The organism is Streptomyces sp. 891-h (genome assembly GCF_022760275.1).
In the GTDB taxonomy this organism is placed as follows: domain Bacteria; phylum Actinomycetota; class Actinomycetes; order Streptomycetales; family Streptomycetaceae; genus Streptomyces; species Streptomyces spirodelae.
In genome coordinates, this window is the sequence record NZ_CP050693.1 from 894,755 (window position 1) to 917,675 (window position 22,921).

General features: G+C 73.3%; 22 protein-coding genes and 1 pseudogene. 5 read left to right on the plus strand and 18 right to left on the minus strand.

Going from position 1 to position 22,921, the window contains the following annotated elements; genetic code table 11:
- Positions 1–148: 148 nt before the first annotated feature.
- The 4 genes from HC362_RS04010 to HC362_RS04025 form a co-directional block, all read right to left on the minus strand.
- Positions 149–415, minus strand: coding sequence for a hypothetical protein (locus HC362_RS04010; RefSeq protein ID WP_243082383.1), 267 nt, complete (start codon positions 413–415; stop codon positions 149–151).
- 175 nt (positions 416–590) lie between these two features.
- Positions 591–1,394 (minus strand): alpha/beta hydrolase, encoded by an 804-nt coding sequence (locus HC362_RS04015; protein WP_243082384.1) that lies wholly within the window; start codon positions 1,392–1,394, stop codon positions 591–593.
- 93 nt (positions 1,395–1,487) lie between these two features.
- Entirely contained in the window at positions 1,488–3,071 is a 1,584-nt protein-coding gene (locus HC362_RS04020) for a PTS ascorbate transporter subunit IIC (RefSeq protein WP_243082385.1), read from the minus strand.
- Between the two features lie 61 nt (positions 3,072–3,132).
- Positions 3,133–3,960 (minus strand): PTS sugar transporter subunit IIA, encoded by an 828-nt coding sequence (locus HC362_RS04025; RefSeq protein WP_243082386.1) that lies wholly within the window; start codon positions 3,958–3,960, stop codon positions 3,133–3,135.
- Between the two features lie 169 nt (positions 3,961–4,129).
- Between HC362_RS04025 and HC362_RS04030 the strand changes: the two genes are divergently transcribed.
- On the plus strand, positions 4,130–5,305 hold the full coding sequence (locus tag HC362_RS04030; protein WP_243082387.1) for a Vms1/Ankzf1 family peptidyl-tRNA hydrolase: 1,176 nt from the start codon (positions 4,130–4,132) through the stop codon (positions 5,303–5,305).
- A 240-nt stretch (positions 5,306–5,545) separates the two neighbouring features.
- Here the strand turns inward: HC362_RS04030 and HC362_RS04035 are convergent.
- From HC362_RS04035 to HC362_RS04045, 3 genes and pseudogenes are all read right to left on the minus strand, one after another.
- Positions 5,546–6,682: pseudogene (locus tag HC362_RS04035) on the minus strand (MFS transporter); the annotation flags it as partial.
- Between the two features lie 312 nt (positions 6,683–6,994).
- Positions 6,995–7,537, minus strand: a complete 543-nt coding sequence (locus HC362_RS04040; RefSeq protein ID WP_243082388.1) for a lytic polysaccharide monooxygenase auxiliary activity family 9 protein — start codon at positions 7,535–7,537, stop codon at positions 6,995–6,997.
- 93 nt (positions 7,538–7,630) lie between these two features.
- Positions 7,631–8,464, minus strand: coding sequence for a polysaccharide deacetylase family protein (locus HC362_RS04045; RefSeq protein WP_243082389.1), 834 nt, complete (start codon positions 8,462–8,464; stop codon positions 7,631–7,633).
- 182 nt (positions 8,465–8,646) lie between these two features.
- Here HC362_RS04045 and HC362_RS04050 point away from each other — a divergent pair, with 182 nt between their 5' ends.
- Positions 8,647–9,522: an aminoglycoside phosphotransferase family protein gene (locus HC362_RS04050; protein ID WP_243082390.1), complete on the plus strand. Its 876-nt coding sequence runs from the start codon at positions 8,647–8,649 to the stop codon at positions 9,520–9,522.
- A 100-nt stretch (positions 9,523–9,622) separates the two neighbouring features.
- Here HC362_RS04050 and HC362_RS04055 read toward each other — a convergent pair whose 3' ends face one another.
- From HC362_RS04055 to HC362_RS04065, 3 genes are read right to left on the minus strand one after another with little or no spacing between them, the layout of a single operon-like run.
- Positions 9,623–11,107, minus strand: coding sequence for an FGGY family carbohydrate kinase (locus HC362_RS04055; protein ID WP_243088346.1), 1,485 nt, complete (start codon positions 11,105–11,107; stop codon positions 9,623–9,625).
- Between the two features lie 53 nt (positions 11,108–11,160).
- Positions 11,161–11,979 (minus strand): DeoR/GlpR family DNA-binding transcription regulator, encoded by an 819-nt coding sequence (locus HC362_RS04060; protein ID WP_243082391.1) that lies wholly within the window; start codon positions 11,977–11,979, stop codon positions 11,161–11,163.
- The gene (locus HC362_RS04065; RefSeq protein WP_243082392.1) at positions 11,976–12,650 is read right to left on the minus strand and encodes a histidine phosphatase family protein; all 675 of its coding nucleotides are present in this window, start codon (positions 12,648–12,650) and stop codon (positions 11,976–11,978) included. Before HC362_RS04065 ends, HC362_RS04060 begins: the two co-directional genes overlap by 4 nt.
- 146 nt (positions 12,651–12,796) lie before the next feature.
- Between HC362_RS04065 and HC362_RS04070 the strand changes: the two genes are divergently transcribed.
- The 3 genes from HC362_RS04070 to HC362_RS34870 all read left to right on the plus strand — a co-directional run bounded on the left by HC362_RS04070 (position 12,797) and on the right by HC362_RS34870 (position 15,080).
- A complete protein-coding gene (locus HC362_RS04070) occupies positions 12,797–14,263 on the plus strand; it encodes an FGGY-family carbohydrate kinase (protein ID WP_243082393.1) in 1,467 nt (488 codons plus the stop codon).
- A 109-nt stretch (positions 14,264–14,372) separates the two neighbouring features.
- On the plus strand, positions 14,373–14,888 hold the full coding sequence (locus HC362_RS04075) for a methylated-DNA--[protein]-cysteine S-methyltransferase (protein ID WP_243082394.1): 516 nt from the start codon (positions 14,373–14,375) through the stop codon (positions 14,886–14,888).
- Between the two features lie 72 nt (positions 14,889–14,960).
- Entirely contained in the window at positions 14,961–15,080 is a 120-nt protein-coding gene (locus HC362_RS34870) for an LPFR motif small protein (RefSeq protein WP_267878000.1), read from the plus strand.
- Between the two features lie 18 nt (positions 15,081–15,098).
- Here HC362_RS34870 and HC362_RS04080 read toward each other — a convergent pair whose 3' ends face one another.
- From HC362_RS04080 to HC362_RS04115, 8 genes are all read right to left on the minus strand, one after another.
- Positions 15,099–16,148, minus strand: a complete 1,050-nt coding sequence (locus HC362_RS04080) for an alcohol dehydrogenase catalytic domain-containing protein (RefSeq protein ID WP_243082395.1) — start codon at positions 16,146–16,148, stop codon at positions 15,099–15,101.
- Positions 16,149–16,316: 168 nt separating this feature from the next.
- Positions 16,317–16,976 (minus strand): methyltransferase domain-containing protein, encoded by a 660-nt coding sequence (locus HC362_RS04085; protein ID WP_243082396.1) that lies wholly within the window; start codon positions 16,974–16,976, stop codon positions 16,317–16,319.
- Positions 16,973–17,692, minus strand: a complete 720-nt coding sequence (locus HC362_RS04090; RefSeq protein WP_243082397.1) for a DUF2064 domain-containing protein — start codon at positions 17,690–17,692, stop codon at positions 16,973–16,975. The genes HC362_RS04085 and HC362_RS04090 overlap by 4 nt, the downstream gene beginning before the upstream one ends.
- Positions 17,693–17,788: 96 nt before the next feature.
- On the minus strand, positions 17,789–19,015 hold the full coding sequence (locus HC362_RS04095) for a GNAT family N-acetyltransferase (RefSeq protein ID WP_243082398.1): 1,227 nt from the start codon (positions 19,013–19,015) through the stop codon (positions 17,789–17,791).
- A gap of 16 nt (positions 19,016–19,031) precedes the next feature.
- Positions 19,032–20,180, minus strand: coding sequence for a DegT/DnrJ/EryC1/StrS family aminotransferase (locus HC362_RS04100; RefSeq protein WP_243082399.1), 1,149 nt, complete (start codon positions 20,178–20,180; stop codon positions 19,032–19,034).
- A complete protein-coding gene (locus HC362_RS04105) occupies positions 20,180–20,746 on the minus strand; it encodes a cupin domain-containing protein (protein WP_243082400.1) in 567 nt (188 codons plus the stop codon). Before HC362_RS04105 ends, HC362_RS04100 begins: the two co-directional genes overlap by 1 nt.
- Before the next feature lie 38 nt (positions 20,747–20,784).
- Complete coding sequence (locus HC362_RS04110) at positions 20,785–21,699, minus strand: hypothetical protein (protein WP_243082401.1); 915 nt, start codon at positions 21,697–21,699, stop codon at positions 20,785–20,787.
- A gap of 8 nt (positions 21,700–21,707) precedes the next feature.
- On the minus strand, positions 21,708–22,850 hold the full coding sequence (locus tag HC362_RS04115) for a class II D-tagatose-bisphosphate aldolase, non-catalytic subunit (RefSeq protein WP_243082402.1): 1,143 nt from the start codon (positions 22,848–22,850) through the stop codon (positions 21,708–21,710).
- Positions 22,851–22,921 lie beyond the last annotated feature (71 nt).

Here is a 22,921-nt window from a genome sequence, read left to right on the forward strand (position 1 = left end):
GGTGCCTGCCCGGCGGGGCGTGCCGGAGGCGCTGGTCGCGCCCGGTACGCGCCCCGGGCGTCGGCCGGTGGGTGCTCCCGGCCCCGATCCCATCACCCCGGCGGCACCTGTGCCGAGTACCGACGCGGAACGGGTGCCATGCTCCCGCCTAGCGCCCGACCTGCCAGGCGAAGGGCGGGAGCTGGGCGGCCCGGCAGTAGACCTCGCACGCCCAGGGCAGGACAGCGGCCGAGGGATGCAGCCGTGCTCCCTCGAGGCTGGCCAGCAGCCGCGCCGTGTGGTGGATACAGCCGGTGTGCTGCACGCCGTTCCGGTCGAGGACGGTGACCGCCGTGCGCCTGCCCTCGCACGGTGTCGGGTCCGCCTCGTCCGCCGCCGCGCACCGCCGGGTGCCGCCCGCTGCCGTCGCGTCCATCTCCCCCACCCCGTCCCGCTCACGTTCGCTCGGCCGGACAGCCAGTGGCTTCCCCCAACCACCGCCCCTCATGGCGGAATTGGGGAAGCCATGGGCAACTCGTAACGTGCCGGGCCTGCCGAACGGCTCGCGAACCGCTCACGGGCCGCTCGGGGGCCGCTCGCAGGCCGCTCGCTCAGGATGTGAGGAAGTCCCGCACCACGGGCGCCAGCTCCTCGGGCGGCACCTGGTGGAAGACCCCGGGCAGGGTGCGGTGCTCGCCGTTCGGCAGCGCCTCGGCGGTGGCGCGGGCCGCGTCCCGCAGCACCGGCGTACTGGCGTCGCTGCTCAGCACCAGGGTGGGGACCCGCACAGCGGCCAGCGTCTCCTCGGGCAGGGTGCTGTCGCCCAGCAGCGTGGTGTCGTAGCAGAGGGTGTGCGCGATCTTCTTCATCTCCTCCCAGGCCGGGGACCGGCGGGCGCCCTCCACGGCCTGCGGCGGCAGGCCGATGATCTCGGAGAGGAAGTAGGTGACCGCCTCGGCCCGCTCGCCCTCGCTGACGAGCTCGGTCAGCCGTGCCACCCGGACCGGGTCCTGGAGCTGGCCCACCGCTCCGGTGAAGGGCGGCTCGAAGAGCACGATCCTGCTCAGCGCGGCCCCCGCACGCGCCACCGCCTCCAGCAGCACCAGGCCGCCGGACGACATCCCGAAGGCGAAGCACTCCGCCCCCTCCCCGCCCGCGCCGACCGCCGCCGCGACAGCGGCCAGGTCCTCGCCCTCCCGGACGGGCGCATAGGGCTCCGTATCGCCGCTGTCGCCTCTGCCCCGGCGGTCGTAGACCACTCCGGACAGGCCGAGCCCCGCCAGCTCGCGGGCGAACGGCACGCCTGCGGAGCGGGTGCTGAGCGCGCCCCCGGTCACCACGACCGGCGGGCCGTCGCCCAGCCGCTCGAAGGCGAGCTCGGTGCCGTCGGAGGAGGTGGTGAATTGTGCGTTCATGGTGTGCGGCCCTTCCGGCTGACGTGGTGTTGCCGATTTCCTATCAGCAGCCACTGACAGTCGGGGGCGCGACGCGGGACGGCTCGCCGCGGGTCAGTCCCGGGCACTGTCCTTGGGTGGCGGGGGCGGGGTGGGGGCACCGGCAGGTGGTGGCAGCTTGGGGTAGGCGCGCGGCGCCGCGGCCGCCGGCACGAGGGAGGGCCCGCCGTCCCCGGCCGCCGGGGAGGGCAGCAGCGCGTCGCGCCGGGCACCGGGGTCCCAGCCGGGTTCGACGACCCGCTTCTGCATCAGGATGGCGCCCGCCAGCACCACGGCCCCGGTGGCGAGCATCAGCACGATGGCTGTCGCTCCGCCCGCCTTGCCGGCGAAGCCGACGAGGGAGCCGATCCAGCCGAAATCGGCGTCCCCGAAGGTGGTGTTCTCGCTGTCGAAGGCCCCCAGGACCTTCAGCAGCACGGCGGGCAGCAGGGTGATCAGAATGCCGTTGCAGAAAGCGCCGAGCACCGCGCCGCGCCTGCCGCCGGTCGCGTTGCCGTACACGCCCGCCGCGCCACCGGTGAAGAAGTGCGGCACCAGCCCCGGCAGCACCAGGGCCAGACCGAAGGCCGGACCCAGCACCCAGGCCAGCAGGGCGAGGGTGCTCAGGCCGCCCACGAAGCTGGCCAGGAAGCCGACGAGCACCGCGTTCTGCGCGTACGGGAAGACGATGGGCGCGTCCAGCGCCGGTACGGCTCCGGGTACGACTTTCTGGGCTATGCCCTGGAAGGCGGGGACGAGTTCGCCCAGGATCGTCCGGACGCCGAAGAGGATGACGGCGACCGCGATGCCGAACTGGAGGCCCTGCATGAGGGCTTGCATCAGGTAGTCGCCGAGGTCGGCGGCGGCTTGTCCGCTGTCGGCGGCGAAGGCCTTGAAGGCCGTCTCCCGGCCCGCCTTGGCGAGGTGGAGTACCGCCATGATCAGGTAGATGAGCACCATGGACAGCGCGGTGGCGACCATCGAGTCGCGCAGGAAGCGCAGCCCCTCGGGCAGCTTCATGTCCTCCGTGCTGCGGCTGCGCCTGCCGACGAGCTGCCCCACCGCGCCGGCCGTCACATAGCCCGCCGTGCCGAAGTGCCCGATGGCGATGCTGTTGTTGCCGGTGATGCGCTTGGTCCAGGGGTGGGCAAAGGCCGGCATCGACACGAGGAGAATGCCCAGCAGCACGCCGCCGACAGCCACCACGACCCACGCGGACAGCCCCGCGGTCGCCAGGACCATGGTCAGCAGCGTCGCCATGAACAGCATGTGATGGCCCGTCAGGAAGACATAGCGCAGCGGGGTGAACCGGGCCAGCAGCAGCCCGAGCCCGAAACCGGCGATCATCAGCCAGGCGACGCGTGCGCCGAATCTGTCCTGCGCGATTCCGACGATGGCCTCGTTGGTGGGGATCACCCCGTGCGCCCCGGTGGCGCCCTGGATCATCTCCCCCAGCGGCGCCAGCGAGCCGACGACGAGGTCTGCTCCGGCGCCGATCAGCAGAAAGCCCAGCGTCGCCTTGATGGCGCCGCCGACGATCTGCCCCGCCGACTTCCGCAGAGCCGCGAGACCGGCCGCCGTGATGAGACCGATGAGATACGCGGGAACGCTCAGGATCTCGTTGACGAGAAACTTCACGACAGTGACCAGCCAGTCCATGGAGCCTTCCGCTTCGTGCTGTGTTCGTGCGAGACGTCCCAGGGTGGGGAGCCGGGCGGGTTCAGACGTCGTAGGTGTCGCGCAGGACGGCGTCGACCTCCCTGGCGCTGGTGAAGTCCTCCACCACCTTCACCGGAACGCCCACGTCGCCGAGGGTCGCGGCGATCTCGCGGGAGGTGAGGACGGCCGCGGCCTCGGACGCCTTGCCCTTGGCCGAGATGGTGTCCGTGGCCTCCACGGTGATGTGCTGGTCCCAGCCCCAGCTGCCGAGGACGCGCTCCAGGGTGTTCTTCAGAAAGAGGCTGGTGCCGACGCCGTTGCCGCACACGGTGAGGATCTTCTGCACGGCCGGCCCGCTCGCCCCCGCCGATTGCCCGCTCGCCCTCGCCGACTGTCCGCTCGCGGGCGCGGACTCCGCGCCGCCGGGCTCTCTCGGCTGCTCGCTTGCGGCGAGCACCCCGTGCAGGTCCCCGGGGGTCGGCGCGGTGCGCAGGGCCGCCTCGGTCTCCGGGTTGCCCAGCAGCCGCGCCAGCGCCGCCATGGCCGCCGTATGGGCGCCGGAGTCCTTTGCCGCGAGTGCGACGACCAGGGTGACCGGGTCGTTGGTCTCGTGCCCGAACGCGACGGGCTCAGCCAGCCGCACCCAGGACATGCCGGTGCGGCGCACCGCGGGCGAGGGGCGGGCGTGGGCGAAGGCGAAGCCGGGCGCGATGACGATGTAGGGCCCGTTCTCCTCCACGTTGCGGATCATCTCGTCGGTGTACGCGCCGGTAGTGGTACCCCGTGTGACCAGCAGTTCGCCCGCCACGCCGACCGCCGCGCGCCAGTCGGCCGCGGCCACCTCCAGCCGTATCGCCTCGCGGGGCAGCAGTTCGCTCAGTGACGCCATGCCCGGATACTGACACGCCGCCCGGCGAGGTCTCAGGGCGCCTCCCGCCCGGGGCGTCCACGGCTGGTCACGCGCTGCCGCGGCCCCGGCCGACGGTGCCGGTGTCGGCGCCTGTGACAGGGGGTACCCGACACCGGCACAAAGCGCCCCCCAACAGCAGGGAGGAACCATGCGCCTCGATTCCCTCGCACCGCTCCTCGACCGGAACGGGCCGTGGGCCACCGTCTACACCAGCACGGCACGGGCCACCGAGTCCGCCGGTGACGAGCGCCGTCTGGCGGCCCGTGCCGCGGGGGACGAGCTGGCGCGGCAGGGGGCAGACGCGTCCACCGTCGACGCCGTCACCGAGCACCTGGCCGCGCTCTCGCCCAGTACCCGGCCGCAGGGCACCGTGGTGTTCGCCGCTGCCGGCGAGACCGTGCTCGAACTGCCGCTGAACACGGCGCCCGACCGTACCGTCGTGTGCTGGTCGGCGCTGCCGCACCTGGGGCCGCTGCCGGAGCTGCGGGGAGAGAACCCGCGCTGCCTGACGGCGCGCATCGACCGCACCGGCGCCGACTTCGAACTCGTCGACGCGCACGGGACGCACAGCGCCGGGCAGGCGACCGGTGAGGAGTGGCCCATCCACCGCAACGCCACCGGCGAACTGTCGGAGAAGCACTTCCAGCTGCGGGTGGAGAACACCTGGGAGAGCAACGCCGGACTGATCGCCGAAGCGATCGACCGCCGCTTCCAGGAGACCGGCGCGGATGTGCTGGTCCTCAGCGGTGACCCGCGCGAGCGGAGGGCCGTGCACGACCGGCTGCCCGAGCGGCTGCGGGGCATCGCCGTGGAGACCTCGCACGGCGGCCGCGCGGCAGGCGCTTCCTCGGAGTTGCTCGACCGGGAGACGGAACGGGCCCGTCAGGAGTTCGTCGAGCAGCACACCGCTCGCGCGCTGGCCGAGATGCGTGCCGCGCACAGTCCTGGTGGCTCAGGGCCTGGGGACCTCCACGACGCCGCAGCGCCGGGTCCGGCGACGGCCGAGTCGGTGCCCTCGCTGGTGGAGGCCGCGCGTGAACACCGCGTCGGCACACTGCTGGTGCGGCCCGGCGGCCCCGACCGGGACCGCCAGGTATGGGTGGGCGACGGCTCCGACCAGGTGGCCGTGCGCCGCTCCGAACTGCAGTACCTCGGGGCTACGGACCCGGTGCCCGCGAGGGCCGACGACGCGCTGCTGCGCAACGCGCTGGCGACCGACGCCGAGGTGCTGGTCGCCGACCCGCGGGAAGAGCTCCCGGTCGGCGGTCTGGGCGCGCTGCTGCGGTGGACGCACGCCGATGAGCGGGCCGCCGCCGTGCGGTGACCCGCGCCGGGGCGGCCTGCCGGGCAGCGGGCGGGCGTGGGGCGCCCGGCCCCATAACGCCTCGGACTTGACGCTCTTCCAGGAGGCGGCGGAGGGGGTGACCCCCCAGGACCGGTTGCCGCGGTCGAGCCAGCCGGACAGCAGCCCGAAGCAGGCTCCCGCCAGAGCCAGCAGAGCCCCCAGCCAGCTGGGGGAGGTGAGGCCGAAGCCGGCGGCGATGACCATGCCGCCGAGCGAGGCCCCCAGCGAGTTGGCGATGTTGAAGGCGGACTGCACGCTGGCGGAGCCGAGTTCGGGGGCGTCCCTGCCGTGGTCGAGGATGCGGGCCTGGACGCTGGGGATAGCGGCCATGCCCGCGATTCCGGTGAGGAACACGTTGACGGCGACCAGGACGGTGTTCTGCGCCGTCACCAGGAACATGATCAGCGAGAGCGCGAGGGCGAGCAGCGCCCCGCACATGGTCCGTACGGGCCAGTCGGCCAGGCGCCCGCCGAGCATGGTGCCGACGGTCATGCCGGCGCCGGAGAGCGCCAGCAGCGCGGTGGCCGCGGTGGGGGTGTAGCCGCTGACCTGGGTGACCAGCGGCTGGATGTAGGTGTAGAAGGACGAGGTGCCGGCGAAGCCGAACACCACCACGGCGTAGGCCAGCCACACCTGCGGTCTCTTGAATATGCCGAGTTCGCCGCGCACGGTTCCCCGCCCTGGTTCCCGCTGTACGGGGATCAGGGTCGCGAGGGAGACGAGGCCGAGGAGGCCGATGCCCGCGACGACGATGAACGTCCAGCGCCAGCCGACGGTCTGCCCGAGCAGGGTGCCCAGCGGTGAGCCGACGATGTTCGCCATCGGCACGCCGACCAGTACCACCGAGAGTGCTCTGCCGCGCTTTTCCGGCGGGACGAGTCCGGCCGCGACAACGGCGCCGATTCCGAAGAACACACCGTGCGGAAGCCCAGCCGTGAAACGGGCGGCCAGCAGAAGTTCATGGCTGGGGACAAGGGCTGACGCTGTGTTTCCGAAAATGAACATGCATGTCATCGCGAGCAGTATTGTCTTACGGCGGATCCGCATGCCCGCGAGGGTGAGCAGCGGTGCCCCGATCACGACACCGAGTGAGTAGGCGGAGACATAGCCACCGGCATCGGAGATGCTCACTCCCATGTCGGAGGCGGCCTCGGGCAGTAGACCTATCATCACGAACTCGGCCGTGCCCGCACCGAACGTTGCAATGGCCAGAGCCAAGAGGGCAAGGGGCAACGGGACCTCCTTGCAGGAGTGGGGTGTTGGGCTGCCCGGCTCGCCTCGGCGGGCCGTTTCCTCGAAAGGAAGCGTGCCGCAATCCAGGATTCGAGCAAACGGTTTCTGCATAAGGCTGCCCATAATAGGATTCCGGCCTTTTCCTGAACTCCCCCTGGAATCAAGGCAGTCGAGCGGCGAAGCACTCAAGAAGCCGCCCCTGGAACGCCGATGATTCGGCGTGTCGCTGCTCGTATCGCTGATCGCCCTACGGGCATGGAGAGTTACCGGTGACGAATGCGGCGGCTGTGACGTAAGAATTGCAAATACCCGCGAGTGGAATGCAGGCGGCCCGCCCGTGAAATCTGTCCGGTGCGCAGCCGCGGGCGCGGAAAACACCGCGGCCACCCCGCGTGTTGGCGGGGTGGCCGCGGTGGGGTCGGCGCGGGGCGGGCGTCAGCCGCGGATGTTGACGTCGACGCAGGCGTAGAAGGCGTTGGCCGTATCAGCGATGTTCCACACCGCGAGCACCTTCTGCTTGCCGGTGAAGCCGCGGAAGTCGACGTGGTGCGAGACGGTCTCGGGAGGCTGTGCACCGCGGCCGTCGATCTCGGCGATCTTCGTATTGCCGATGAAGTACTGCCAGTTGGCGGTGCGGTGCCGGGCGGTGAACTTCCAGTTGAAGTCCGTCGAACTGCCGACGTCGGTGACACGCCAGCCCTTGCTGTCGTCGCGCAGGTCGGCGAAGCGCTCGTTGCCACCCGCGCAGTCCTTGAGTCCCTTGGGGCCCTCGACGCTCTGCGGTTCCCACTTGATCGAGCCACAGGAGACGACGCCGCTGGCGCACTGTTCCTGGCGGCTGGCCGGGTTGGTGATCCAGCCATGCGCCTCGGCGGGGGTCGAGGTGAGGCCGAGGACCAGGAGTGGGGCGAGGCCGACGCCGGCGCACGCTGCCAACTTCCGCCTGTGGGGCTGCTTCTGCTTCTTGGTCCGGTGCATCTCAGCTCCTTCGGTGGGGGGAGAGCACACAGTGGGGATTGGTCTAGACTTTAACGACTGACCGTGGTCGGTCAACCCTTCGTGCGGGAACGCTCACGCCTTCGGAAAGCTGAAGCTGTACCCCTGCTCCTTGAGCCACGGCAGCAACTCCCGCAGCGCCTGGTACGACTCGGAGCGGTCACCGCCGCCGTCGTGGAGGAGGATCACGGCGCCGTCCTCCACCTGCTCCTTGGCGTGCCGGACGATCGCCTCCGTACCGGGCAGCTGCCAGTCCCCCGGGTCCACGACCCAGCCCAGCGGCCGCATACCGTGCTCGGCCGCCACCCGGCGGCTGGCCGGGGTGAAGGCACCGCCCGGAGCGCGGTAGTAGTGGATCCGCGCCCCGCCCGAGGCCTTGTCGATCATGCGCTTGGCTTCGAGTATCTGCCGCTTCTGGTAGGCGACCGACTTGTGGTCCATCCCCGTGTCGTGGTCGACCGAGTGGTCGCACAGCCGGTGCCCCTCGGCGACGATCCGCCGGACGAGCTTCGGATAGCGCTCCGCGTTGGGACCTATCAGACAGAAGGTCGCCTTGACGTGGTACCGGCGCAGCAGGTCCAGCGTCTTGGGCGTCCACTCCGGATGCGGCCCGTCGTCCAGGGTGAGCGAGACGGAGCGCCCGCCGGTGGCCGTGCGGTGGCTTATCGACCGGCTCACCTTCCGGGGCGCCTTCGGCCGCGCGGGCCCGGCATGCGGCTTCCGCGCGGGAGCCGCGGGCTCCTGCTGGACACGTGCCGCGCGCACGCTCTGCTCCCAGCCCGGGTGCCGGCCGGAGGCCGCCGCCCCCGCGCTCGTCCCGACGAACGCCGTCAGCAGACCGACCGCCACGGTCCCCGCCGCGGCGGCGAACGCCACGGTCGTCGGCCTGCTGCCCCGCTTGCTGTGCACTACTGCTCCCAACTGTCCCGATTTCGCCGGTCTCGGCACTGATGCAGACCTCTCGGAGGGAGCAGCGGTTGCGTCGCGGAGATGAGATATACGCCGCATTCGAGGCAGGCCTGTGCGCCGGCCGACGGGGCACCCTGTAGGCCTTGGAGCCGGACCGACCGAGAGCAGGGAGAGCACAGGCGATGGCGACCAGCGTGGCATTCACCGAGGACCTGGCACGGGAGGTGCTGGCCGCCGCGACGGGCGGCCCCGGCGGTACGGCGGAGCTGCTGTCCCTGGGCGAGAACGCCGTCTTCGCGCTGGGCGGGACGGTCGTACGCATCGGCCGGGACCCGCAGCTGCTGGAGCGCGCCGAGCACGAGCTGCGGGTGGCGAACTGGCTGGAGAGCGAGGGCGTGCCCGCCGTACGCGCGGCAGAACCGCAGGCGCGGCTCGTCGGGGACCACCCGGTCACCTTCTGGCGACGGCTGCCCGCCGCGGTGCGCCCCGCGGCGGCTGCGGACCTGGCCGGACTGCTGCGGCTCGTCCACGCGCTGCCCGAGCCCCCGTTCGCCCTGCCCGCGCGGGAGCTGCTGGGCGGGGTGGAGCGGTGGCTGCGGCTGGCCGGGGACGCGGTACCGCGGGAGGACGCGGCGTTCCTGCGGGCGCGCCGGGACGACATCCTCGCCGCGCTGCCCGGCCTCGTCCCCCATCTGCGGCCCGGCCCGGTGCACGGGGACGCGCTGCCCCGCAACGTGCACGTCACCCCGCAGGGGCCGCTGCTGGTGGACCTGGAGACGTTCTCCTCGGACCTGCGCGAGCACGACCTGGTCGTGATGGCGCTCAGCCTCGACCGCTACGGCCTGCCGGAGGCCGAGTACGAGGCCTTCTGCGCCACCTACGGCTGGGACGTGCGCGAGTGGGAGGGGTGCGCGGTGCTCCGGGGAGCGCGCGAGACGGCAAGCTGCGCGTGGGTCTCGCAACACGCGCCGGGCAACGCGGCGGCTCGCGCCGAGTTCCAACGACGGGTGGCCTCCCTGCGCGAGTCGGACCCCACGGTGCGGTGGCATCCCTTCTGACCGGACGCCGTGGTTGCGGCCGTCTTTGACTCCGCCGGACCCTCGCCGCCGGCCGGAGGCCGGGGGAGGAATCGAAGACGGCCGCAACAACAACGTTCGTCTACAACCACCCGCGCGTGGCCAGCTCTTCCGTGAAGCGGGCGTAGGACTCGTCCAGCGCGGCCTTCTCCTCCGGCACCGGTTCGACCAGCCGGCCCTCGCCCGTCATGGCGGCCGCAGCCTTCTCCAACGAGGGGTACAGCGTGCCGGTGGCGGCCAGCAGGGCGGCGCCGAAAGCCGTCTCCGCACGCTCGGCCACCCGAAGCGGGTGACCGAGCACGGTGGCGCGGATGCGGGTCCACAGCGGGCTGCGGCTGCCGCCGCCCGCCGCGTACAGCGGGGCCGTCACGGGCACCCCCAGCGCCGCGACCCGCTCCAGGGCGAGCCGTTCGAGGAAGGCGACGCCCTCCAGGTCCGCGCGGTGCCGGTCGGCGTCGTCGGCCGGAGTGCCGAGGGTGAAGCCGCGCGCTGCCCCGGCCACGAACGGGAAGCGCTCCCCCTCGCGGCGCAGCGGATAGCTCACGCAGGAGGCGGGGCCGCGCGCCGCGGCGGCCTCGTCGAGCGCGGACAGTTGTCCGGCGGCGCGGTGTGCGAGGGCCTCCCCGCCGGTGTTGGAGGCGCCGCCCGGCAGCCACCAGCCGTCCGGGTGCCGGTGGCTGTAGAGGGCGCCGGCCGGGTCGGTGACCAGCTCGCGGGTGACGCCCTTGAGGACGTAGGTGGTGCCCAGGACGCCCACGAACTGACCGGGGGCCACCGCACCGGTGGCGAGCTGCCCCGCACAGCCGTCCGTCATGCCCAGCCGTACGTCGCAGCCCACCGGCAGCCCCGTCTCGGCCGCCGCCTCGGCGCAGACGGTGCCGACCGAGGTGCCCGGCGGCTGGACGGGGGGCAGCCAGTGCGCCGGGATGCCGAGCGCGTCGAGGGTCTCGGCCGGCCACTCGCCCGCGCGCGGGTCGTACCCGGTCTTGAGCGCGTGGCTCCAGTCGGTGGCCACGGGCGCCCCGGTGAGGTGCCGACCGAGCAGGTCGGGCGTGTGCAGGAGCCGCGCGGTGCCGGGGAGGCCGGCGGCGTGCCGTGCGCACCATGCGGCCCGGCCGAGCGCCGCGGTGGGTCCTACGGTGAGGCCGAGCGCCCGCCAGCGGTCCGCGCCCAGGCGCTGGGCTTCGGCGTTGAGGTCGGCGGCCCTGCGGTCGTCGTACATCAGCGCCGGGCCCAGCGGCCGTCCTTCCGCGTCGGCCGGTACGAGGGTGCCCGAGGTGGCTGAGACGGCCACGGCCGACACCTCGGCGCCGCGCGCGGGCAGCGCGGACGTGGCCTGGCGGAGCGCCTCCGCTGTGGCGGGCCACCAGCGGGTGGCGTCCTGCTCGCTGCGGCCGCCGTCGCGGACCGGCTCGGGCAGTGCGGCCCGGCCCTCGGCGAGCACCGTGCCGTGTGCGTCGACGCAGACGACGCGGACGGCGGCCGTGGCGACGTCGATCCCGGCGACGAGTGGGGTGGCGGCAGCGGTGGAGGGGGTGGGTCCGGGCGCCGGGGCTGGGCTGTGCATGGCATACCTCTCAGTCATGGTGTTAATTTCACATGCCACATGTGATGACGCGCTCAGCCGTTCACCTCCGCGACCCGTACCTCGGTGTGCTCCCGCAGCTCGGCCACCAGCTCGCCGTCCACCCCGTCGTCCACCACGACGTGGTCGAAGTCGGCCACCGGGCACAGCCGGTGCAGCGCCGTACGGGCGACCTTGGAGTGGTCCATCAGCAGCGCCGTACGCGCACCTGAGGCGAGCATGGCCCGCTTGACGAGCACCACGTCCTGCTCCTGGTGGAAGGTCATGTGCCCGTTCATCGCCGACGTGCTCACCAGCACCAGATCAACCGACATCGCCTCGATGGCCTCCACACAGGGCACCCCGAGGAAGGAGTCGTGGGTGTGGGAGTACTCACCGCCCAGCGCGATCAGGCGGATCTCCTCGCGCCCGGCGAACACCTCCAGCACCCGGCGCGCGTTCGTCAGCACGGTCAGCGGTGTGCGCTCACGCAGCAGCGCGGCCAGCGCCAGCACGGAGGTGGAGTCGTCGAGCATCACCGACATGCCCGGCTCGACCAGCTCGGCGGCCTCCCGCGCCACCGCCTCCTTCTCCGCGACATGGACACCCAGCCGATAGTCGAGGTTGCTCTCGAAGACGCTGGTGGGCAGCGCCGAGACGCCACCGCGGAAGCGCCGCAGCACGCCCCGCCTGGCCAGCGCTTCCAGGTCCCGGTGCACGGTCATCACACTGACGCCCATGGTCTCCGCGAGCCGGCTGACGGTCACCGTGCCGTGCCGCACCACGTACTCGGCGATGCGCTGCCTGCGGTTCTCCTGCGAGCGGGCCGAGCCCGTCGGCTGTCCCTGGCCGGCCACGGCGTTCTCCCCGCTCATCCCGCGGCCGTGGGGGCCGCCAGCGGAGCCTGACCGCAGGCCGCCGCGTCGACTGCCGTGGGCACGTTCAGCGAGCGCAGCGCCGTGCGGTCACCGGTCACCTCGATCTCGGTGACCGCCGCGTTGTCGAGCCGGGGCAGCACCAGCCGGTAGCGCCCCGCGGGGATACCGAGCATCGCGCACAGGGCGATACGGAAGGCGGTGTTGTGCGCCACCACCAGCACCGTCCGCCCCTCGTGGTCCGCCGCGACCTCGCGCAGCGCCCCGCACACCCGCTGCGCCACGGCGGTGGGCGGCTCGGAGCCGGGGAAGGCGCCGGTCTCCGCGTCCTGCTGGAAGGCGCGCACCAGCTCCGGCGCTTCGGCGGTCATCTCCGCGATGGTGCGGCCCTCGCCCCAGCCGAAGTCGGCTTCCCGCAGCCCCTCGTGCACGGCCGGGGCCAGCCCCAGCGCCCGGGCCGCGGGCCGCGCGGTGTCCCGCGCACGCTCCAGCGGTGAGCTGACGACCGCGCGGATGGGCTCCCGCCCCGAGCGGGCCACCGCCCACTCGCCCAGCCGTTCGGCCTGCCACCGCCCGGTGTCGGTCAGCGCGATGTCGGAGATCCCGGCGTACCGGTTCTCGTCGTGCCAGGCGGTCTGGCCGTGCCGTACGAGCAGGAGCCGGGCGGTCATACGTCCTCCAGGACCTCGGTGCGGCGGGCGGGTGCGGTGTGCCGCACACTCCCAGCCCATTGGGCTTCTTCACGTCAAGCGCTATAAATATAACAACCTCGATGTGGAGAGCAGTGCGAACTGCCGGGACGGGAAGGCGAGCAGCCATGAGTGAGAGCAGCGGGGCGATCATCGGTGTCGACATCGGCACCTCCGTCACCAAAGCCGTCGCCTTCGACCGCGACGGCAACCGTCTGCACGCCGCGGTACGCCGCTCCACGCTGTTGCGCGCACCGGGCGGCGTCGTCGAGCAGGACCTGGAAGAGGTACTGGCCGGTGTCGCCCAGGTGGTCACAGAGGTCACCGCGGCGTTGCCGGCACCGCCCGCCGCACTCGCCCTCACCGGGCAGGGCGACGGTCTGTGGCTGCGCGACGCCCAGGGCAGGCCCGTACGGCGCATGATCTCCTGGATGGACGGCCGCGCGGCACCGCTGGTCAGCCGCTGGCAGCGGGACGGCACCGTGCGGGAGGTCTTCCGGCACACCGGCTCGGGCCTGTTCCCCGGCTGCCACGCGCCGCTGCTCGCCTGGCTGAGCGAGCACGAACCCGAGACGCTGGAGCGCGCGGCGGTCGCGGGCTACTGCGTCGACGCCGTCGCCCAGCGGCTGACCGGCACCGTCAGCGTGGACGCCTCCGACGCCACCCTGCCCTTCCTCGACCCGGCGACCCGCACCTACTCCCCCGCCCCGCTGGCCGCCTGCGGCGTGGCGGAGCTGGCCCGGCTGCTGCCCGAACCCGCCGCGCCCCGCGCCGTGCTCGCCCTCGGCCGGGAAGGAGCCGCGCTGCTCGGGCTGCCCACCGGACTCCCGGTCACCTCCGGCCCCTACGACCTGCCGGCCTGCGCCATCGGCAGCGGTGTACGGGAGACCGGCGACGGCCTGCTGACCGTGGGCACCACGCTGGCCTGCCAGGTGCTCACCGACCGTACGGACCGGGAGCCGGACGGGGAGCCGGCCGGGATGTGGCTGTGCACACCCGAGACCGGCCGCTGGCTGCGTGCCCTGCCCGCGATGGTCGGCACGGCCGGGATCGACTGGGCGCTCGGCATGGTCGGCGCCTCCACCGACGACCTGGAGACGCTGCTGGACAAGAGCCCGGCCGGCGCCCGCGGTGTGGTGGCGCTGCCGTTCCTGTCGGAGGCGGGAGAGCGGGCGCCGTTCGTCGCGCCCGAGGCGCGGGCCTCCTTCGAGGGCATGTCACTGGCGCACGAGAGAGCCGATCTGGTGCGCGCCATGTGCGAGGCCGTCGGCTACGCGGCACGCCACTGCCTGGAGACCGCAGGGCTGTCGCGGACGCTCGCCGCCTGCGGTGGCGGCACCCGCTCCGAGGGCTGGATGCGGACGTTCGCCGGAATCCTCGGCCGCCCGGTGCGGGTACCGGCCGAGACGGAGGTCGGCGCCAAGGGCGCGGCCGTGGTGGCCCGCGCCGCGCTGGGCGACCCGGTGGACGAGGAGCGATGGCACGCCGGGTACCGGCTGGTGGAGCCGGACGAGGCCGAACGCGCGGGCTACGAGCGCGGCTATGCCGATTACCGTGAGCGGGTGGCGGCGGCACGGGACCGCTGGGGCGGGTGACCGGCGCCGGAGTGCCGGGCCGGGCCACCCGGAACCGTGATGTCGCTTTTCCGCCAGTCCCGGCGCGCGCGTACCGCGAGACTGGAGGGGAACGGAGAAGGGACGCGCCATGTACCGCACGCACACCGTCATCGACAGCCCCCTCGGGCCGCTGACCCTCGTCGCGACCGACGGGGTCCTGTCGGCCGTCTACATGGACGAACAGCGGCACCGTCCGGCCCAGGAGACGTTCGGGGTGCCCGACCCGAGCGACTTCGGCGCGGTGACGGAGCAGCTGGGCGAGTATTTCGCGGGGGAACGCACCCGGTTCACGGTGCCTCTCGCACCGCACGGGACCGGCTTCCAGCGCACCGTGTGGGACGCGCTGTGCGAGATTCCCTACGGCGAGACGCTCTCCTACGGACAGCTCGCCGAACGGCTCGGCAAGCCTGGCGCCGCGCGCGCCGTCGGGCTGGCCAACGGGCGGAACCCGATCAGCATCGTCGTCCCCTGTCACCGGGTCATCGGCTCGACCGGGCAGCTGACCGGATACGGCGGCGGCATCGAACGCAAGCGCCACCTCCTCGACTTCGAGCGAGGTGCCCTGGTCCCGCAGGGAGCGGGTGGCGGGGCGACTCTGTGGTGAGGTGGTTTGTCCTCGGCCGAAGCGGCCACCCGTGAGGCGGACACCCGATCGCGTCGCGGCAAGGAGGTCACCATGCTCCGCGCCATCGCCGATGTACTGCGTGCCATAGGCGGCACCATCGCCACAGTCGTCACACTGCCGTTCCGGGCCGTGGCCCGGCTGCTGGGCGGGGCCTCCCGCTCGGCCCACTGAGGGGCGGTCAGCGGGAAGTCAGCCGCCGAAGGTCAACAGGACCTTCGGCGGCCCGCTTCTGCCCTGCTCCAGCAGCGCGAAGGCGGCCCGTACGGACTCCGCCGACTCGGCGGCGAGTACGTCGGCGACGAGCGGCCCCGCGTCCAGGATGCCCTGCTCGAAGAGCGCCACCGTACGGTCGTAGTGGGAGATGCCGTGCTGGATGCCGAGGATGTCCACGCCTTTGAGGGAGAGTTCGCCGGGTACGAAGGAGACCGGCTCCCTCGCGACGCCCACCAGCGCCACCCGGCCACCGCGCTCGGCTGCCCGCAGCGCCCCGGTGAAGGCGGATGCGGCGCCGGAGGCCTCCACGACGAGGGAGTAGGCGTTCTCGGGGGCCTCGTCGGCGTGCAGGGCCGCGTCGGCTCCGCAGCGCAGGGCCAGTTCGAGCCCCGGCCGGTCGATGCCGATCGCGTGCACCTTGGCGGCGTACCTGTGCGCGAACTGGACGGCCAGCAGACCCATGGTGCCGGTGCCGATGACGGCCACCTGGTCGTCGAACCGCAGCCGTGCCCGCTCGAACGCCTCCACCACGGAGACCGCGGGCTCGATCAGCGCGCCGGCCGGCTCCGGGAGCCCGGCCGGCAGCGGCGTGAGCGCGTGTGTGGGCACCCGGACGTAGTCGGCGGCGCCGCCTTGCAGCCCGTACAGCCCGGTCTCGCGCAGCGCGGTGCACATCTGGGCGCGCCCGGCGTGGCACTGGGCGCAGTGGCCGCACTCGACCATCGTGCGGCCGACGACGAGCGAGCCGACCGCGGGGGCGTGTGCCGGGGGCTCGTCGGCGTAGGCCGCCAGCTCGCCGTACCACTCGTGTCCGAAGACGTGCGGGAAGGTGAGGCGGCCGTCGAGCAGGAAGGCCGAGGTGCCGTGCAGGATCTCCAGGTCCGTTCCGCAGATCCCCACGTGCCGGGTGCGCACCAGCGCGGTGCCCGGCTCGGGTCCGGGCACCGGGACGGTCGCGAGGTCCGTCTGTCCGACGCCGGTGATGCGGGCGGCACGCATCGTGCCGCCGGGCCAGTTCCCCTTCAACACGTGTCCTTTCGAAGGGCGCGGCGCGTGCGGTGAGGGGAGCGGGGCGGTGCCGCGCTTCCGCCGCTTCCGGTCACCCCTGGATCATGGCACGGGACGGGTGCCGGCCGGTCATGAGGGTGCGCGGTCGCGGTGCGGTCCCCGGGCGGGGCCCGGGCGGGGCCCGCGTCAGTCGCGGCGCAGTGCGGCGAAGTCGCGGGCGTCCTTCGACCAGCTGTCCACCGGCGACCAGCCGCTGACACGGGCGACGCGGCGCAGGGCCGGGGCGCCGAGCCGGGCCCAGGGGAAGGGGGTGCCGGTGGCGCCGCGGGCGTTCTCCATCCACACCCGGAGCCGTTCGTCGACGTCCTCGCCGGCGACCTCGACCAGCAGCAGTCCGCCGGGCCGCACCAGAGCGGCGACGCGGCGCAGCAGCAGCGCGGGGTCGCCGCCGATGCCGATGTTGCCGTCGACGAGGAGGGCGGTGTCCCAGGTGCCGGGCGGGGGCGGCGGGTCGAAGACGGAACGGCGCAGCGCCCGGCCGCCGCGCCGTACGGTACGGGCGACTGCCGCGGCGTTGAGGTCGATGCCGAGCGAGGAGTGCCCGTACTCGCCCAGCGCGGCCACCAGACGTCCGGGGCCGCAGCCGATGTCGAGCACGGTGCCCTGGCAGCGGTCCAGCACGGTCATGTCGGCCGCGTCGGCGACGGCACACCAGCGCTCCACGTCCAGCGCGAGTGCCCAGCCGTCGGCCGCGCGCAGATGGAGCGGACCGCGGCCGAGGGCGAGGGCCTCGGTGTAGGGGTCCTCGGTCCAGGAGGCGGCTCCGGTACGCGCCCGCTCTCTCACGTCTCCCCCACCCCCGGCGCGCTCCGCGCGTGCGAGGCGGTCGGCGTACGGGGTGGGCCCAGCAGCCGCCGCAACCGGGCGTGTTCGGCGGCGAACAAGCTCTCGGGCGCCTGTGCCGCGACCGCCTCCGCGTCGGCGGGCTCGTCCACGTCCCGCAGCCGCGGCAGATCGCGGACCCGCAGTCCGGCCTCGACGAGCCGGGCGCGCTGTACCGCTCCGGTGGTGGCGGTGGACATGGGCACGCCGCGCAGCAGCGCGGGGTCGGGCGCGGCCAGGCCGAGCGCCCAGAAGCCGCCGTCGGCCGCGGGCCCGAAGTAGGCGTCGCAGCCCCGCCAGGCGTCAGGGCCGGTGGGCGGCGCGAGCAACGCGGGGGTCAGTTGCGGGGTGTCCATGCCGACGAGCAGCGCGGGACCGTCGCACAGCGCGAACGCGGCGGCCAGCCGCTCGTCCAGGCCGCCGTCGGCCTGCGGCACGATCTCGATACGGTCGCCGCCGTCCTCGGGCGCGGGCAGCCACGGCCCCGGGTTGCCGTCCAGCACCAGCACGCGGCGGCGCGCGGGGGCCGCCAGTACGGCGCGGAGGGTGTCGGTGAGCGCCGCGGAGGCGAGGGCGGCTGCTCCGTGCGGGGTGAAGGCGGGGGCGAGGCGGGTCTTTGCGTGTCCCGCGCGGGGCTCCTTGGCCAGGACGAGCAGCGTGGTGGGGTCCGGCACCGGCATCACGCGTCCTCGGTGGTGGGTCGGGGGGCGGTCCCGGTGGAGGGGCGGGTGGTCGCGGCGGAGGAGCTGGTCCCGGTGAGGGAAGGCGCTGTCACGTCAGAAGCTCTCGGGCAGCCAGGGCGCGGGCCCCGCGGCCAGCGCGTCCAGCAGGGCCAGGTCGCGTGCGTCACCGTCGGCCATGCCGAGCCGGGCCGCGTGCCGCAGCGGCAGCCCTCCCGCGTACCAGGCGGCGAGCGTGGTCGAGGGCAGCCGCACGGTGCGGGCCGAGGGGCGGCTGCCGCGCTGGACGTGCATCAGCCCCTCTTCGAAGGTGAGCGCGTAGGGGGCGCTCTTGCCCTGAGGGGAGACGACCTCCAGCCCGACATCGCCGCGCGGCTGCGGGTCCCAGCCGCGCGCCTCCAGGGCGCGGCGGATGTCGAGCAGCCGCAGCACCCACGGATACCAGCCCTCCTCGCGCACCGCGTACTGGTCCAGCACCCACTGCAGGGCGTTGGCGCGTGGCAGCACCGAGCGGCGGAAGCGGATCTGACGCACCTGCGGCGAGCGGGCGCTGACGGCCGCCAGCAGCGCCGGGAGTGCGTCGAGTCCGTCGTGCCAGAAGTCGTGGACGACGGCGGCGACGCCCCAGGGGCGGTACGGCTCGACGGTGACGGTCGCGTATCCGGCCAGGTGGCCGCCGTGCGAGCCGCCGCCGCGCGAGCCGCCGGGCCCGTCGCCGCAGGGCTCCCGCTCCCCCTCGCGGGCGACGCCCACCGTCAACGCCCCCTCGGTGGTCCGCTGTTTCCACCCGCGCCACCAGTCGGGTCTGCGCAGCGGTCCGTTCCAGTCCGGCGCCAGCCGCTCGCGCAGCCGGGCGCAGGCGGTACCGTCCGGCAGCACCGTCTCGAAGCCGGGTGCGGGAGGCGGGAGCTGGGCGGGGTCGAGGGCGTACCCGGAGGCGACGGCTGCGGACTCCCAGCCCCACCGCCGGTACACGCCGGGTGCGGGCGTCCAGGCGCAGGCCAGCACCGCACCGTGCTCGCCGCGCAGCCGCTCGGTGCCCTCCTCGGTGAGGCGGCGGGCGAGTCCTGCGCCCCGCTCCCAGGGTGCGACGGCGAGCCAGGCCACGCCGCCGGAGGGCACCGGGCGGCCGCCGAAGTGCTGCGCGAAGGGCAGAAAGAGCCCTCCGCCCAGCACCTCCTCACCCCGGACGGCGACCGCCGTGACGCCGTTGGCGCGCAGCGTGGCGTGGTCGTAGGGAACCTTACCGAAGGCGTGCCGGGTCTGGGCGAGGTAGCCCTCGAACTCGGCGTCGCCTGCTGCCGTTCGGACGCGGGTCTCCATCAGCTCGGTCTCTCCCTCAGCCGGTGAAGTAGCCGGTGACCGCGGTGCACACGTGGCTGATCTCCCGCGCGTCCAGGTCGGGCCGTATGGGCAGGCAGAGGGTCTGCCGCGCCAGCTCCTCGGCGACCGGGCAGGGGTGGCGCCGTGCGGCGGGTCCCGCGAGTGCGGGCTGGTGCGGTAGCGGGACGGGGTAGCGCACCACGGCGTCCACTCCGGAGGCGGTCAGGTGGTCCAGCAGCCCGTCACGGTCCTGTTCGGTCTCGGTGCGGACCTGGAAGAGGTGGTAGACGTGCTCGCCGTCCTCGCCGGGCTGCTGGAAGCGCAGCGGAAGTCCGGCCAGCCGCTCGCGGTAGGTGGCGGCCACCTCGGCCCGGCGGGCGTTCCAGGCGTCGAGCCGGTCCAGTTTGTGCAGCAGGACCAGGGCCTGGAGGGTGTCGAGGCGGGAGTTGTAGCCGAGGATCTCGTGCTGGTTCTGGCGCGGCTGTCCGAAGTGCCGCAGCAGCCGCAGCCGTTCGGCCAGCTCGCCGTCCTGGACGCTGATCGCCCCGGCGTCGCCGGCCGCTGCCAGGTTCTTCGACGGTGCGAAGCTCCAGCAGCCCGCGGCCGAGGCGGTCCCGACGCGCACTCCGTGGCTGCGGGCTCCGATGGCCTGGGCGCAGTCCTCGACGAGGGTGATCCCGGCGTCGTGCGCCAGCCGCCGGGCGCGGGGCACATCCGCCGCCTTGCCGAACATGTGGACGAGGATGACGGCGCGGGTGCGCTCGGTGAACGCGTCCTGGAGCTGGTCGAGATCCATCAGGAAGTCGTCGTCCCGGCAGTCCACGTACACGGGTGTGGCGCCGCGCCGGGCGATGGCCTGCGCGGTGGCGTGGAACGAGTTGGCGACGGTGACCACCTCGTCGCCGGGGCCGATGCCGAGCGCGTCGAGGGCGAGGATCAGCGCGTCCGTACCGGAGTTGACGCCGACGGTGTGCGCGGCGCCCAGGTAGGCGGCCAGCCGGTCCTCGAACTCGGCGACCTCCTGGCCCAGTACGTAGCCACCGCGCAGCAGCAGCTCCTCGATCCGGGCCAGCAGCTCGCGCCCGCCGCCCTCGAACTGGGCCGGGTAGCGGTACTTGGGAACGCTGAGACCCCCGGAGCCGCTGAAACCGCTGGAGCCGCCCATCAGCGCTCGCCGCGTTCGGCGTTCTCGGCGCGCTCGCCGTTCTCGGCGTGCTCGTCTGCGATGCGGCCGTCCCCACGCCCGTAGTCGTCCTCCAGACGGACGTTGTCCGAGCCGTCGTCGTAGGTGGAGACCTCGACCAGCACGATGTCGGTGACGCCCTCCACCCGGTGCACTGCTCCTGGATCGACGTGCGCCAGCGTCCCGGCGGGCATCGGGAGTCGCAGCGTTTCGCCGTCGCGGGTCTCCCGGTAGTGCATCACCGCCTCGCCCTCCAGGATGAAGTAGCTCTCCCGCTTGTGCTCGTGGTACTGGAGGGAGGTGCGGTGGCCCGCCTTGATACGGATGAACTTGAAGCCGTACGGGCCGTCCGGCTCCTCCTCGTGCAGCCAGCGCTCCTGGCCCCACAGCTTGACGACCTTCTTGGTGTCGGCGAACTCGATGACCCGCACACCCGGGGCCACTTCGCGGGCCGGGCGTGCCTCGTGGGCCCCGGTGTCGCCCTCGGGCTCGCTGATGGCGGAGAAGCCGGCGTCGGTCGCGGGGCTGCCCATGTGCGGTCCTTCCATGACGGGATCGTGGCTTGCGGGAGGGGAGAGGATGCGGCTCAGCGCGAAGCGATGTGCACCGGCGCCTGGCCGCCGCGGTCGCGGACGACGGGGAAGAAGACCTCCGGCGGCCAGGTCAGCAGGTGCCAGACGATGCCCGCGACCGAGCGGTTGTAGGGCCAGTCGGCGGGGTCGGTCATGCCCCAGCGCGCGAAGGCGGTCAGCAGCACGGGGTCGGCCGGCACCCAGTCGCCGTCCAGCTCGAACTCCACCCAGTGGTGCAGGGTGGTGAACGGCGGCGCCACCAGCAGGCCGGCACCGTGCCGGGCCCTGATGCCGTGCCGCTCGGCCTCCCGCAGCAGCAGCCGGGTGGGGATGAGGCAGTTGGCCAGCCGGGTCTCCCGCGAGAAGCCCTCGTCCTCGATCACTCCGTCGGGCAGGACGTACAGCTCCCAGTCGGCGACCAGGGACAGCAGGTCGGAGCGGTCCTCGTCGAACAGCAGGCGGTTGGAGGGAAGCTGGGCCCGCACGGTGAAGACGCCGGGCGAGGTCTCGCGCAGGCTGCCCGGCTCGCTGTACCGGTCGAGCCCGGCGATCGGCGTGAAGACGCACTCCCCGGGGTGCCCCGTCTCGGCGCACTCCGCGCGCAGTTGGAGCTCGTGGATGTGCCGCTCGCTCTTGCGCGCCACCTCGTCCAGGGCCTGCGCCTTGCGGGTGAGGGCCTGGAAGTAGGGCGAGGGCAGGTTCAGATAGGTGCTGATGTTGTGCAGGTCGGTGCGCTCGAAGCGGCGCCCTTCCCCCTCGCCCCGGTGCGGCAGCCCGTGGTCGAGGAGGGCTTCCAGCAGGGCGGGGCCGATCGCCCAGGTCTGCTGCGCGAAAGCGGCGTCCTTGGCGAACGTACGGTGCCGGTCGGGGACCCGCAGGACGCGGTCGACGGCTTCCTGGAGCGTGTCGGGTGCGTGGACCTCGGTCACGGGGGCGCTCACCGTACCGCCTCGGCGGCCCGCCCGCCGGTCCGGTCCACGGCGCGCAGCGCGGACTCGATGCGCTCGGCCACCGCGTCCTGGAGCACCGTCTCCAGCGGTGGCCTGCCGCGCCCGGCGAGGGCCAGCGCGGCCTCCTCCCGGATGCGCAGCCCTTCCTCGGTGCGGAAGACGTAGTGCCCGGCGATGACGGCGCGCTCGACATCGGTCGCCGTTGTGGGCTCCAGCATCCACTTGCGCCACTTGCCGCTGTCGTGGGCCAGCCGCAGGAAGTCCTCCTTGGCGCGGGTCAGTTCCATCTCGTCCAGCACGCGCAGCAGGGCACGGGTCTCGGCCACGCCGTACTCGGGTGCGACGTTGAAGGCGTCGACTCCGGCACGCAGCAGCAGCGCCGTCTCCTCGGTGGTGAGGTAGTCGCAGTTGTGCGCCTTGAGCAGGACGCCCTCCTGGTGACAGGTGGCGGCCAGGGTGGAGACCTGGCGCAGCGTCTCGTCGCGGGCGTGCGGCTCGTGGAAGCGGCCGACGTTGCGCAGTTCGGCGACCTTGGTGCCGGTCTGTGCGACGACGTAGCGGGGGCGGGGCGCACCTGCCGCTTCGATGCCCTCCAGCACCAGCCTGAGGGCCGCCTTGAACTCGTCGGGGTCGTTGGTGGACACGTCCTGCGGTTCGAAGCCGATCTCGTAGGCCACCTCGACGCCACGCTCCCGGGCCGCCTCGTGGCAGCGCGCGTACAGCTCCACGAGCCGGGCGGCCGCGGTCTGCGCCGGGACGGGGCCGGTGCCGGGGCGTCCTTCGGAGGTGTCGATGTGCAGCAGGCCGAAACCGGCGTCGAGGTCGGCGGTGAAGGAGCGCACACACGACTCCAGCGCCTCGGCGGGTTCGGTGATGTCCGCCTCGGATGTGTGCATCCACGGGCCGCCGTGGTCACGGCACAGCAGCAGCAGTCCGTCCGGGTCCCGCTCCTTGACGTGGTCCGCGAACTCCTCGGTGGTCCAGCCCAGATAGCCGCCGCCGAACTCCTCGGCGTCCACCTGGCGGCGGCTGGGGATGAGCATGAGCGGCGTGCGCCTCCGCCTGGCCACGGTGAGGGCCGCGTCGACGGTACAGCGTGAGACCGGGCCGATGCCGACCACAGGTTCCATGGGTGTCTTCCCCTGTTTCTCGAGGGTTGTCGTGCTCGGCGTCTCCCGGGGCCCGCCGCTTACGGCGCGGG